A 12964-nucleotide genomic window follows, 5' to 3' on the forward strand; every position below is an offset into this window, starting at 1 on the left:
GTGGGCCTTCCGAGGGGACGTCAGGTGCTGCCTTCGGGGGCGCGTCAGGCGCCCGGCGGCACCCTGGCCGGGCGGCCCGACCCGCGGGTGAGCGCGTAGCCGCCGATGCCGGCGAGCGCCGCCAGCACGCCGCCCACCGCCGTCCACACCCAGCGGTCCGACCACCAGCCGGACGACCAGCCGTCGTCCGGTTCGAGGCTCGACAGCACGGCGGAGTCCGAGCCGTCGTCGTCCTCCTGCGCCGCGGAGGTGACCGCGACGCCCGGCACCAGCGGCTCGGCCAGCCAGCCGTCCACCGCGGCCGACCCGCCGATGTCCTTGGAGTCCACCCGCAGTTCGGCGCTCACCGGCAGACCCAGGTCCGCCGCCTTCAGGCCGACGGCCGTGAGACGGACGTAGTACGTGCCCGGCAGCGGGTCGTTCGCCCACTCCTCCGACCAGGAGCGGACCGTGCGCAGCACGCAGGCCACCTCGACGGACGCCGCGCCCTGGGCGGCGGTGCGCGTCTGGGCGCCGTACTGGCAGGCCTGGCGGCGCCGCAGACCGTCGTACACGTCGATCTGCCAGGTCTGGGCGACGTGCTCGTCCGGCAGCTTCACCGTCGCCCGCACGGTGGGACGCTGTTCCGCGTCCGCGGGGAACGACCAGTACAGGTAGTCGCCGGTGGAGGCGCTCGCGGTGGCGGTCTGCCCCTGCTCGACCTCCGTCGCCGTACGGAACGACGTACCGGCCGAGGTCGGCGCGGAGGCGTCGTCGGACGGGCTCGCCGAGGGGGTGGAGTCGGCGGCGGCCGGACCCGCGGCCGACCCCAGCCCCAGCCCCAGCGCCAGCAGTGCGGTGCTCAGCACCCGTGTGATCCGCACTCGTGTCATCCGCACCCGTGCGATCCGCACTCGTGTCATCCGCACCCGTGTGATCCCCATCAGTTGGTCCTCCACACCGCGACGCGCCAGCGCGACAGCCAGCCCCACAGCAGACCGGCGACGAAGCCGGTCAGGATCAGTGCGCCGAGCAGCCACCAGCCGCGGCCCAGGCCGAAGGAGGCCACGTCGTCCGCCTGCGACGGGCCGTCGACGACGTCCACGGTCAGCTCCAGCGGCAGGCCGGGCGTGGTCTTCACGCCGGCGCCGGCCGAGAACGAGTTGGTCACCTGGAGGCACACCGTCTCGGCCGGCGCGTCCTCCTCGTCGCTCTCCGCCGTCGGATGGCGCAGGCCGGTCGAGATCACGTCCGTACGGCCGTTGCCCGCCGCCTCGCCGCGCACGATCTCCCGGCCGTGCGTCGTGACGGCCCGCAGCAGCACCCCGTAGTCGGGGTTCACGGTCCGGTCCGCGGACACGCTCACCGAGGCGCGCAGCTCCTGGCCCGGCTCGACCTCCACCCGGTACCAGCGCTCCTGGCCGAACTCCTCGCGGTCGGTGAACAGACCCGACGTCAGCGTCGGCGCCTTCGCGCAGGAGTCCGCGCCCTGCGTGGCGACCGGCGTCACCACGGGGTCGGCCGCGCGGTCCACCAACTGGTTGACCTTGTCGGTGAGTTCGTCGGTGTGCTCGACCGAGGTGTAGGTTCCGCCGGTCGCCTCGGCGATGCAGCTGAGCTGCTGCCGCATCTTGGTGTTGGGCACCAGGCCCAGGGTGTCGATGGTCAGGCCGATGCCCTTGGCCGCGATCTCGCGGGCCACCTCGCACGGGTCGAGCGGCGCGCAGGTGTCCTCGCCGTCACTGATCAGCACGATGCGCTTGGAGCCGGTGCCGCCGTCGAGGTCGTCGGCCGCCTTCAGCAGCGCGGGGCCGATCGGCGTCCAGCCGGTGGGGGACAGGGTCGCCACCGCCGTCTTGGCCTCGGTACGGTCCAGCGGGCCGACCGGGTAGAGCTGCGCGGTGTCCTTGCAGCCCGTCTTCTGGTCGTCGCCGGGGTAGTTGGCGCCCAGCGTGCGGATGCCGAGCTGGACCTCCTCGGGGGTCGCGTCCAGCACCTCGTTGAACGCCTGCTTGGCCGCGGCCATCCGCGTCCCGCCGTCGATGTCCTTGGTCCGCATCGAACCACTGACGTCGAGAACCAGGTCGACCTTCGGCGCGCTCGCTGTGGTCTCGTCGGCGACCGCCCCGGCCGGGAACGCTATCCCGGCCGCGAGCGCGGCGAGCAGGGCACCCACGCCCGCCGCCAGCCGTTGTGTTCTGATCATCGGCGGATCCTATTGATCAGAGGTGTCCGCCCACAAAACGAGGACCGCAAACGAGGACCGCAAACGGGGGCCGCAAACGGGGGCCGCAAACGAGGACCGCAAACGGGGGCCGCCCCGTGTCAACCCTGACCGTGAACCAGCGGGTTGGGCAGCAGCGTCCACCGGTCGCCGGCCGCCCCCGGCGACAGCCGCATCAGCGTGAGCGCCTTCACCGGCAGCGGCTCCCCGCACAGCGCGCCGAGGTCCGGTGTGGACGGCACCTCCCGTACCGCCGTCCCCAGCACCGCCCGCAGCGCGTCCCGGCCGCCGGCCGTGCCCGCCAGCGCGCCCGCCACCAGCGAGCCGAACAGCTTGCGCCGCAGCGCGGTCACGTCGTCCGTGAGGATCCGCTCCGGCAGGTCCCGCACCGGCAGCCCGTGGCGGGCCAGCCGGGCCGGGCTGACGCGGATGTCGGCGAGATCCCGGTAGACCAGCCGCAGTGGCTCACCCGACGCCGACAGCACGACCAGCAGGTTCTGCCCGTGCGCCTCCAGGGCCACGCCCATCTCCAGCAGCCGCAGCGCCACGGTGAGCGCGAGCGCGGCGAACCGCGCCGTCCAGTCGGGCGACGCCGCCAGGCGCGTGGTGGTGAGGGCGGCGACCGGTACGACGTGCTCGCCCGGCCCCGCGTACGCGGCCGGCGGCTCGCGCAGTACGGCCGCGAGGTCGGGGGAGTGGGCGGTGACCGCGCCCAGCGTGCGGGTGACGTGCAGCAGCCCGTCGGTGCGCTCCGCCAGTTCCTTGCCGAACGCCGACAGCGCCGCGGAGGCGGTGATCGAGCCGATGGAGATGTCCCGCACCGAGGACGTCAGCCGGGTGCTCAACGCGGTCTTCACATGCGGCCCGTCCGGCAGCGCGAGCGTCCGCAGCGACATCAGCGGATGCGCCGCCAGCCCCTCCGGGGACGACCGCTTGAGCACGTGCTGCGCCTGCCACGGGTGCACCGGGATCACCAGCCGCCCACCGTCCCGCAGCGAGGACGGCCACACCCCCGACACCAGGCACTCACCGGCCGGCACCGGCAGCAGCCCCAGCCGTACCGAGGACGGCCGGTGCTCCGGCGCGTACGCCAGCTGCTCGGCCACCGAGAAGCCAGGCCGGGCCCGGCAGTTCGGGTGGTACGGGTGCCCGTCGACCACCCGCTGCTCCCACTCCCAGTCGTGCACGGCTGACCTGGCGGTGTGCGCGGTCCGGTCGGTGGTGTGCGCGGTCCGGCCGGGGGTGTCCGAGGCCGGCTCGGCGGTGTGCGTGGTCCGGTCGGGGGTGTCCGCGGTCGACCCGACGGCGTCCGCGCTCGACCCGGTGGCGTGGGAGGTCCACTCCATCGAGTGAGGGACCGACGTCCCCTGCGCGGCCCGTGACAGTGCCAACGACGCCGCGCTGTGCCCGAGTTCGGCCGCGAAGCCACTGCCGTGCGGCACCGCGAGGTCGCCCATCAGGCGCGCCGGATCGTCGTACCCGACCCCCCGCCCGTGCCCCGCGCCGGACAGGTGGACGACCGTCACATAGGCGGCCGTCGTGTACGGGTCGGGGCGCGGGCCGTGCAGCCGGCGGCCGTCGGCCAGGTGCAGCACGAGGCCCTCCCTGACCTGTTCGCGGCGGACGATCCACGGCAGTGGCTCATGGGCGAGCGCCCGCCACAGGCGGGTCAGCACCGCCGCGCGGGCGCCGGGCAGCGCGGCCGCGAACCGCGGTCCGAGCGCGGGACGCACGGCGGCGAGCTCGGCGCCCAACTCGCCGTCCGCGGTGGGGGGATGGTGCACGGGGGTCTCCTCGGGTACGAGTAGGACGTCGGGGCGGGCCGCGACGACAGCGATACTGAACGTCTCCGCCCGCATGAACCGTAGGGAACGAGTACAACGCGTGGACCTCATCCCCCCGCCCGTCGAGGCCGGGGCGCCGGCCGACCGCACCGCCCCCCGGGGCCCGGAAGCCCTCGCCGACGCCCACGCGGCCGCGCCGCTGCTGAACTGTCTGCTGCGCGAGGTGGCCGAGCCGCTGCCCGAGCGTGACGGACGGTTCGCGCACCGGCTGCCCTCCGGCCGTACGCTGCGCGTCCTCGGCGCCCGCCGCCCCGCCGAACCCGAGGTGTACGCGGCCGGCGCCTGGCAGCGCCTCGACCACACCGCCCTGGTCGCCCTGGTCGCCGAGGAGCTGCGCCGGCACACCGGACTCGCCAACGGCGAGCTCCCCGCCGAGATGCTCGCCAGCAGGGACGCGGTGGCCGCCCTGCTCACGGCACGCGCGCGGGCCGTCCCGCCCGCCGACCCCTACCTGCGGTCCGAGCAGTCCCTCGTCACCGGCCACCCCCACCACCCCGCACCCAAGGCGCGCGGCGGCGGCCCGGCCGCCGACTGGCTGCCGTACGCGCCCGAGGCGCACGCCCGCTTCCCGCTCGCCCTCCTCGGTCTGCGCGAGGACCAGGTCGTCGAGGAGGGGGACACCTCCGCGCTCGACGCCCTCGGCGAGGCCCCGCCCGGCTACCGGCTGCTGCCCGCCCACCCCTGGCAGCTCGACCTCGCCGCCCCCGCCCTCGCGCCCGCCTTCGCCGACGGCCGTCTGGTCCGGCTCGGCGCCACCGGGCCCGAGGCGTGGCCGACGGCCGCCGTGCGCACGCTGTACGCACCGGGGCAGGACCTGTTCCTGAAGTTCAGCCTCGACGTGCGCATCACCAACGACATCCGCCGGCTGTGGCGCCACGACCTGCTGAAGCTGCGGCGGACCGACGCGGCCGTCACGGCGGCCTTCGCCGCCCTCGGCGGTCCGGCGGCCTGGCTGAGCGACCGCGGCTACCGCACCGCCGCGTTCGCCTTCGAGGAACTGGCCGTCCTGGTCCGCGACGGCCTGCGCGACCACGTCCTGCCCGGCGCGACCCCCCTGCTCGCGGCGAGCCTCGTGGAGGGGCCGATCGCCGGCCGCCCCGGCGGCTCGCTCTCACCCCACGGCTCACCCGGCGGCTCCCCCGACGGCCTGCCGGTCGTCGGGGCGGACCCGGTGGCCTGGTGGGAGGCGTACCTGGCCGCCGTCGTCCCCCCGACGCTGGCCGTCTTCGCCGACCACGGCGTCGTCCTCGAGGCCCACTTGCAGAACACGCTGGTCGCCGTCGACGCCGCAGGCCTTCCGGTGCAGGCCCTGTTCCGGGACGCCGAGGGCGTCAAGCTGTCGGCGGACGTGCCCCGCGCCGCCGGCTGGGAGCGGCTCGTGTACTGCCTGGTCGTCAACCACCTCACCGAGATCGCGGCCGTCCTCGCCGAACGGCACCCGGGCCTGGACCCCTGGCCCGCCGCCCGCCGCGAACTGGCCCGGCACGACCTCCCCGAGGTCCACGCCCTGCTCACGGCACCCACCCTGCCCGGCAAGACGAACCTCCTGCTGCGCTGGACGGACGCGGACGGCGCCGACGCCCGCTACCTGCCCCTGCCCAACCCCCTGGCCGGCGCCTGAGCTGACGCCCCGCCGGGCACGGGCACCCGCCAGGAAGAGCTGTGTGGGCGTGCCTCGTCCTCCGAGGAGGGTGAGCGGAGCCGTGCCGGTGCCGGTGCCGGTCGGTCACCGGACAACCGGGCGCCATCGGGTGCAGCAATGTGAACATTTAGCAGCCGGCGCCATCGGCCCCGCGCCGACCGATGTCAACGGCCGCGCGCCGACGTGGGCCCGCACGCGGGCCCGGAGCCGGGCCACGCCCTCCCCGGCGCAGAATGGGTCACCTTCCTTTAAGATGCGCAGAATCTGTTCAGGGAGGGGCCATGGCCGAGTTGCTCGTCGCCCAGCGGCATGAGCGGCTGCTCAGCGAGCTGGAGACGTCCGGCGGTCTGAAGGTCGTCGACCTCGCCGCACGCCTGGGCGTCTCGCGCGCCACCGTGCGCCGCGACCTGCTCGACCTGGAGGCGGAGGGGCGGCTGAGCCGGGTGCGGGGCGGCGCCGTCCTGACGACGCCCGGCCCCGGCGCCCCGCGGGACCCGGCGGCGCCGGCCGGTGCGCCGTCCGCCGCCACCGCCGCGCCCCCGGCGGCCGAGCGCACCCTGGGGCTGCTGGTCCCGTCGGCCACGTACTACTACCCGCGCGTGGTCGCCGGGGTCCAGGCCGTCGCGGCCCAGCGGGGAGCCCGCGTGGTGATCAGCCTCAGCGACTACGCCCACGGGGACGCCCTGGAACGGGTCGAGGAGCTGCGGGCCTCCGGCGCCACGGGGCTGCTCGTCGCCTCCCCCGAGGGCCACGACCTGTCGGACGGCACGCTCGAGCGGCTCGCGGCCACCGGGCTGCCGTTCGTCCTGATGGAACGTCAGCCCCACGACCCCTTCGCCTCCTGCGAGTTCGTCGCCACCGATCACCGGCAGGGCGCCTTCGCCGCCGTACGGCACCTCGCGCGGCTCGGGCACACCAAGGTGGGCCTGTTCACCAACGGCAGCCCCACCGCCGGCCTGGTGCGCGAAGGACACGAGGCGGCCGTGCGGCGGCTTGCGCTGGAGGCGGGCGCGCCGGTGCACGACAGCGGCCGCCCCACCATGGGCTCCGCGGAGGCCGCCGAACACTACGACCGGTTCGTCGAGGAGTGCCTGTCCGGCGGTGTCCGGGCGGCGCTCGTCCTGTCCGACCACGACGCGATCGAGCTGATGCGCCGTCTGCGCGTCCACGGACTGCGCACACCGGACGACATGGCGCTGATCGCCTACGACGACGAGATCGCCGCGCTCGCCGACGTCCCCCTGACGGCCGTGGCGCCGCCCAAGCACCAGCTCGGCGAACAGGCCGCGCGGCTGCTCCTGGACCGCCTCGACGCCCCGGATCCCGACAGCGTTCCCGTGCGCCGCCTCTTCCTCCACCCGCGTCTGGTGGTCCGGTCCTCCTGCGGGTCCGCCCCGGGGGCCTGACCCGGCGACGACGGCTCACGGGGAACCGGTGTGCCGCACCACCGAGACGGTGTACTGGTCCACAGCCCCGATCCATTGGGTCACCAGAGATCCCGCCTCCTCCCATGCGGTCCAGGAGGCGCGCCGGCGCGTCGCCTCGGATGACGCACGTGGAAGGGAGACCCGCCGCGGCCAGGTCCTCCGCGAAGGCGCCGGGGACCACCTACGGATCGACCTCGAACAGCGACCGGCTCGCGACGAACCGCAGCGCCGGGAGGTCCTGGTCGCCGTCCAGATGGAGGGTGTCCATGGTGATCGTCACCTTGCCGGTGAGCGCGGCGGGGTCCAGCCAGGCGGGGCCCCTGTTCGGCTCGGTCTCGTCGAGCCGGTTGCCGCCGTAGTAGGCCCCGTAGCCGGCATCGGGATCGTCGTCCGACAGGGGGCGCTGAGACTCCGCCTCCAACCCGGGATTCCCCAGGTAGGCTCCTGGAAGCCCACGGTGCTCCGGGACCGGTGCTCCGGCCGCCGGCCTGGACCCGTGAGGCTGAGTAAGGTATTCGACCCGTGGAGCCTTGGAAGATGCTGCGAGAGGTTACCGCGACCCGCTATGTCGAGCCCTTGCGCTCCGGCGGTTCCGTCCCCGCCCTCGTCGAGGCCGACGACCTCGGCACGTACGTCGTGAAGTTCACCGGGTCCGCGCAGGGCCGCAAGGCGCTGGTCGCCGAGGTGATCGTGGGCGGGCTGGCGCGGGCGCTGGGGCTGCGCTTCCCCGAGCTGGTGCTGGTGCGCTTCGACCCGGCGATCGCCGAGGCGGAGCCGCACCAGGAGGTGCGGCAGCTGCACCGGGCGAGCGCGGGTGTCAACCTCGGCATGGACCACCTCCCGGGCGCCCGGGACTTCACCCCGGAGGTCGCCCGGCACTTCCGGGTGGATCCGCTGGAGGCGGGCCGGATCGTCTGGCTGGACGCCCTCACGGTGAACGTCGACCGCACCGTCCACAGCTCCAACCTGATGGTCTGGCCGACGCTGGGCACCGTTCCGCCGCGCCTGTGGCTGATCGACCACGGTGCCGCGCTCGTCTTCCACCACCGCTGGGACGGCGCCGACCCCGCCAAGGCCTACGACTTCCGCCACCACGCCCTCGGCCACTACGCCCCCGACGTGCGGGCGGCCGACGCCGAGCTGGCGCCGAAGGTGACCCGGGACCTGCTGCGGGACATCGCGGCCGAGGTACCGGACGCCTGGCTGACCGTCGAGGAGGGCTTCACGACGCCGGACGACGTCCGCGCGGTGTACGTGGACCACCTCCACGCGCGCGTGCGGGCCTCCGCGGCCTGGCTCCCCACCGACTTCCCCGCGCGGGAGGAACTCGCCGCCGAGGAGGCCCTCCGGGCGGCACGAACCCAGCAGGGCCGCCCGGACTGGCTCAAGCGGGTCCCGGACCTGCACGGCAAGCCGGCGGCGGAACAGGATTGGTCGGTGCACCTGGGATGACGGACGGGATGACGGACGCACAGCGGGTCGAGATCGAGTACTGCACGCAGTGCCGCTGGCTGCCCCGCGCCGCCTGGCTGGCGCAGGAGCTGCTGACGACCTTCGAGGCCGAGCTGACGGAGCTGGCGCTCCGGCCGGGCACCGGCGGGGTCTTCGTGGTGCGCGTGAACGACGAGGTGGTGTGGGACCGCCGCGAGCAGGGCTTCCCGGAGCCGACGGCCGTCAAGCGGGCCGTACGCGACCGAGTGGCCCCGGGGAGGTCCCTGGGCCACTCGGACACGCCGGCTCCCTGAGGTTCAGCCCTTGAGCTGCTCGTACGCCGGCAGGGTGAGGAAGTCGGCGTAGTCCTCGTCGAGCGCGACCTCGAGCAGCAGGTCGTGGGCCTGCTGCCAGTGACCGGCGGCGAACGCCTCCTCGCCGAGTTCGGCGCGGATGCTCCGCAGTTCCTCGGCGGCGACCGCGCGCGCCAGTTCCGGCGTGGCCTTCTCGCCGTTCTCGAACTCGACGCCCGCGTTGATCCACTGCCAGATCTGCGAGCGGGAGATCTCGGCGGTGGCCGCGTCCTCCATGAGGTTGAAGATGGCGACCGCGCCGAGGCCGCGCAGCCACGCCTCGATGTACCGGATGCCGACCTGCACGGCGTTGACGAGACCGTCGTACGTCGGCTTCGCGTCCAGCGAGTCGATCGCGATCAGGTCCGCCGCCGCGACCTGGACGTCCTCGCGCAGCCGGTCCTTCTGGTTCGGCCGGTCGCCGAGGACCTTGTCGAAGGACTCCATGGCGATCGGGACGAGGTCGGGGTGGGCGACCCAGGAGCCGTCGAAGCCGTCGTTCGCCTCGCGGTCCTTGTCGGCGCGGACCTTCTCGAAGGCGACCTTGTTGACCTCCGGGTCGCGGCGGGAGGGGATGAAGGCCGCCATGCCGCCGATGGCGTGCGCGCCGCGCTTGTGGCAGGTGCGGACGAGGAGTTCGGTGTACGCCCGCATGAACGGGGCGGTCATCGTGACCGCGTTGCGGTCGGGCAGCACGAACCGGGCGCCGCCGTCACGGAAGTTCTTCACGATGGAGAACAGGTAGTCCCAGCGGCCGGCGTTCAGCCCGGAGGCGTGGTCGCGGAGTTCGTAGAGGATCTCCTCCATCTCGTACGCGGCCGTGATCGTCTCGATCAGGACGGTCGCGCGGACGGTGCCGTGGGGGATGCCGACGTACTCCTGCGCGAAGACGAAGACGTCGTTCCAGAGGCGGGCCTCCAGGTGCGACTCGGTCTTCGGGAGGTAGAAGTAGGGGCCCTTGCCGAGGTCGAGCAGGCGCCGCGCGTTGTGGAAGAAGTAGAGGCCGAAGTCGACGAGGGCGCCGGGGACCCGGGTGCCGTCGGCGTCGGCCAGGTGCCGCTCGTCCAGGTGCCAGCCGCGCGGACGCATGACGACGGTCGCCAGCTCCTCGTCCGGGCGCAGGGCGTACGACTTCCCCGAGGCCGGGTCCGTGAAGTCGATGTTCCGGGTGTACGCGTCGCTCAGGTTGAGCTGGCCCAGGACGACGTTCTCCCAGGTCGGGGCGGAGGCGTCCTCGAAGTCCGCGAGCCAGATCCGGGCGCCCGAGTTCAGGGCGTTGATGGTCATCTTGCGGTCGGTGGGCCCGGTGATCTCGACCCGGCGGTCGTCGAGGGCCGCGGGGGAGGGGGCCACCTTCCAGGAGTCGTCCGCGCGGACGGCGGCGGTCTCCGGGAGGAAGTCGAGGGTGGAGGTGCGGGCGATCTCGGCGCGGCGCTCCGCACGGCGGGCGAGGAGTTCGTCACGGCGCGGTGTGAACCGGCGGTGCAGCTCGGCCACGAAGGCGAGGGCCGCATCGGTGAGGACCTCCTCCTGCCGGGGCAGGGGCTCGGCGTCGACGATGGCCAGCGGGGACGGCGCTGGTGCGGACATGAGCTGTCACTTCCTTCAGCGAGCGGGGCACCGGGTGCCAGGAGACCCGGGTGGGGCGGAGGGCACCCGTGGGCGGCGCGGAGCCGTCGCACGCGGCCGGGGGCCGCCGGCGGTCGTCGAGGGCCGCCGGGAACCGCCGAGCGCTGCCGGGTGCCGGCGAGTGCTTCTGATCAGTGGATACTAGTTTCCTCATCGTGGAAGTTCAATGGTTTGTTGATGTCGAGATTCTCCGGGTCGAGGCAGGACGGCGCGGCGTGCCTCCCCTTCTCCAGGTGCGCACTCACTCCAGGTGCGCACTCACTCCAGGTGTGCCAGGTCCTCGGGGGTGTCGATGTCGTACGGGCTCGCCACGTCCCCGCACTCGACCAGCCGGACCGCCTCGTCGTGGGTCTTCAGATAGGCGCGTGCCCCCCGGTCGCCGGTCGCAGTCGACGCGACGCCCGCCCAGTGCGCGGCGCCGAACAGGACGGGATGCCCGCGCACCCCGCCGTAGGCCGCCGCCACCAGCGACGACTCGTCCTCGTACGCGGCGAGCACCCGGGCCACCGCCTCCGCCCCGATGCCCGGCTGGTCGACCAGCGACACCAGCGCGGCCCGCGCCCCCGTCCCGGCCAGCGAACCGAGCCCGGCCCGCAGCGACGACCCCATGCCCAGCTCCCACCGCGGACTGTCCACCAGCACGCATCCGTCCAGCCGCGCCCGCTCCCGTACGGTGTCGGCGGCGGCCCCCAGGACCACGTGGACGCGCGCGCAGCCGGCCGTGCGCAGCACCTCCACCGCGTGCTCCACGAGCGGCCGCCCCCGGTGCGTCAACAATGCCTTGGGGCGCCCGCCGAGCCGGCGCCCGCCGCCCGCCGCCAGGAGCAGCCCGGCGACCTCGTCCTCCGTGTGCGTCATACGTTCTGCATACCTGACGCGGCGCCGGCGACGCGGTTTCCCAGGACTGAATTTCGGTCCGCGCGGTGGCGCGCCGCGCGGCGGTGGCGTTTACTGACCCGCGCGTCCCGCGGTGCCCGACCAGCGCCCGGGGCGGGGCGGGGACACGAGCGCTTGTGCACAAGGGTGTGCCAGGGGGGAGAGCTGTGTTGCGGAGCGTGGGGCAGAGACCAGTGACCGGCAGCGACGAGGATCCGAGGGTGGCGGAACTGCGGACCGCGGTGTCCCGGCTGCGCCGCGGACTCGCCGCGCTCCCGGCCGAGTTCCCGGACCGGGGCGTCGCCGAGGACGAACTGGCCGCCCTCGCGGCGATGGCGGCCCACGGGACCCCGGAGATCCTCCGGCTGCGCCGCTCCCTGCTGCTGATCGCGGGTGCGATCGGCTCGGTGAGCGCGCTGTCGCGCGGCCTGTCGGACGTGCGCGACGCCGTGGAGCTGTTCGGACGGTCGCAGCGGGGGTGAGGGCGGGCGGGCGGGCCCCGGCTGGGGGATGGGGGGCGGAGCCCCGGGCTGGGGCGGGGCGGTGTCCCGAATCGGATGGCGCCGAAGCCTCGGGCTCGGATGGCGCCGAAGCCCCGGGCTCGGACGGGAGGCGGTGTCCCGGCTCGGGTGGGGCCGGTGTCCCCGACGGGTGGGGCTAGGCGGCCGGGCCGGAGTTCGTCAGGGCCTCCGACAGTTCCACCGCCACCTGCTGGAGGACCGGCACGATCGTCTCCGTGGCGGCCTCGGTGACGCGGCCGGCCGGGCCGGAGATGGAGATGGCCGCCGCGGTGGGGGAGTCGGGGACCGGGACCGCGAGGCAGCGGACGCCGATCTCCTGTTCGTTGTCGTCGACCGCGTAGCCCTGGGCGCGCACGTCCCGGAGCGCGGCCAGGAAGCCGTCCGCGGTGGTGATGGTCTTCTCGGTCGCGGCGGGCATCCCGGTGCGGTGCAGCAGGGCGCGCACCTCGTCGTCCGGGAAGCCCGCGAGCAGGGCCTTGCCGACGCCCGTGGAGTGCGGCAGGACCCGGCGGCCGACCTCCGTGAACATCCGCATCGAGTGCTTGGACGGCACCTGCGCCACGTACACGATCTCGTCGCCGTCCAGCAGCGCCATGTTCGCCGTCTCGCCGGTCACCTCGACCAGGCGGGCCAGGTAGGGGCGGGCCCAGGTGCCCAGCAGGCGGGAGGCGGACTCGCCGAGGCGGATCAGACGGGGGCCGAGCGCGTACCGGCGGTTGGGCTGCTGACGGACGTATCCGCAGGCCACCAGGGTGCGCATCAGCCGGTGGATGGTGGGCAGGGGCAGCCCGCTGCTCGCGGACAGCTCGCTCAGTCCCACCTCGCCGCCCGCGTCCGCCATCCGCTCGAGCAGGTCGAAGGCGCGCTCTAGGGACTGGACCCCTCCGCCGGCGGACCTGGCGGAGTCGGTGGTGCTGGCGCTGGACGTCGGCACGGCGCGTTCCTTTCGAAACTGGCGGGAAGAGCTGAAGCCTACCCGGCGGTCGGTTGACTCCCCGCTGGTGCGTCACTACGTTCTGCCTGTCGGAATGATAATTC

12 protein-coding genes are annotated in these 12964 nt (G+C 74.2%); 5 read left to right on the forward strand and 7 right to left on the reverse strand.

From position 1 onward, the window contains the following. Positions 1–44: 44 nt before the first annotated feature. The 3 genes from ACZ3KJ_RS23750 to ACZ3KJ_RS23760 all read right to left on the reverse strand — a co-directional run bounded on the left by ACZ3KJ_RS23750 (position 45) and on the right by ACZ3KJ_RS23760 (position 3987). Positions 45–923, reverse strand: a complete 879-nt coding sequence (locus ACZ3KJ_RS23750; protein ID WP_467529797.1) for a hypothetical protein — start codon at positions 921–923, stop codon at positions 45–47. Then, on the reverse strand, positions 923–2185 hold the full coding sequence (locus ACZ3KJ_RS23755; RefSeq protein WP_467529798.1) for a VWA domain-containing protein: 1263 nt from the start codon (positions 2183–2185) through the stop codon (positions 923–925). The genes ACZ3KJ_RS23750 and ACZ3KJ_RS23755 overlap by 1 nt, the downstream gene beginning before the upstream one ends. Before the next feature lie 119 nt (positions 2186–2304). Beyond that, entirely contained in the window at positions 2305–3987 is a 1683-nt protein-coding gene (locus ACZ3KJ_RS23760; RefSeq protein ID WP_467529799.1) for an IucA/IucC family protein, read from the reverse strand. 73 nt (positions 3988–4060) lie between these two features. On the opposite strand from ACZ3KJ_RS23760, the gene ACZ3KJ_RS23765 reads away from it, so the two are divergent. Next, complete coding sequence (locus tag ACZ3KJ_RS23765; RefSeq protein WP_467529800.1) at positions 4061–5668, forward strand: IucA/IucC family protein; 1608 nt, start codon at positions 4061–4063, stop codon at positions 5666–5668. Positions 5669–5970: 302 nt separating this feature from the next. Then, a complete protein-coding gene (locus ACZ3KJ_RS23770; RefSeq protein WP_467529801.1) occupies positions 5971–7095 on the forward strand; it encodes a LacI family DNA-binding transcriptional regulator in 1125 nt (374 codons plus the stop codon). Between the two features lie 202 nt (positions 7096–7297). On the opposite strand, the gene ACZ3KJ_RS23775 is transcribed toward ACZ3KJ_RS23770, so the two are convergent. Next, positions 7298–7537, reverse strand: a complete 240-nt coding sequence (locus tag ACZ3KJ_RS23775; protein ID WP_467529803.1) for a hypothetical protein — start codon at positions 7535–7537, stop codon at positions 7298–7300. 116 nt (positions 7538–7653) lie between these two features. On the opposite strand from ACZ3KJ_RS23775, the gene ACZ3KJ_RS23780 reads away from it, so the two are divergent. Together ACZ3KJ_RS23780 and ACZ3KJ_RS23785 are read left to right on the forward strand one after the other, a co-directional pair. Beyond that, the gene (locus ACZ3KJ_RS23780; protein ID WP_467529805.1) at positions 7654–8568 is read left to right on the forward strand and encodes a HipA family kinase; all 915 of its coding nucleotides are present in this window, start codon (positions 7654–7656) and stop codon (positions 8566–8568) included. A gap of 8 nt (positions 8569–8576) precedes the next feature. Then, entirely contained in the window at positions 8577–8861 is a 285-nt protein-coding gene (locus tag ACZ3KJ_RS23785; protein ID WP_467529807.1) for an Rdx family protein, read from the forward strand. Positions 8862–8864: 3 nt separating this feature from the next. Here the strand turns inward: ACZ3KJ_RS23785 and aceB are convergent, their stop codons facing one another. Further along, positions 8865–10490, reverse strand: coding sequence for a malate synthase A (gene aceB, locus ACZ3KJ_RS23790; protein ID WP_467529808.1), 1626 nt, complete (start codon positions 10488–10490; stop codon positions 8865–8867). A 297-nt stretch (positions 10491–10787) separates the two neighbouring features. Further along, the gene (locus ACZ3KJ_RS23795; protein WP_467529810.1) at positions 10788–11387 is read right to left on the reverse strand and encodes a nucleotidyltransferase family protein; all 600 of its coding nucleotides are present in this window, start codon (positions 11385–11387) and stop codon (positions 10788–10790) included. A gap of 185 nt (positions 11388–11572) precedes the next feature. Between ACZ3KJ_RS23795 and ACZ3KJ_RS23800 the strand changes: the two genes are divergently transcribed. Beyond that, positions 11573–11887, forward strand: a complete 315-nt coding sequence (locus tag ACZ3KJ_RS23800; protein ID WP_467529811.1) for a DUF5955 family protein — start codon at positions 11573–11575, stop codon at positions 11885–11887. A gap of 175 nt (positions 11888–12062) precedes the next feature. Here the strand turns inward: ACZ3KJ_RS23800 and ACZ3KJ_RS23805 are convergent, their stop codons facing one another. Next, entirely contained in the window at positions 12063–12860 is a 798-nt protein-coding gene (locus ACZ3KJ_RS23805; RefSeq protein WP_467529812.1) for an IclR family transcriptional regulator, read from the reverse strand. Positions 12861–12964: the final 104 nt, after the last annotated feature.

It is taken from the genome of Streptomyces sp. NPDC003248, assembly GCF_055563235.1.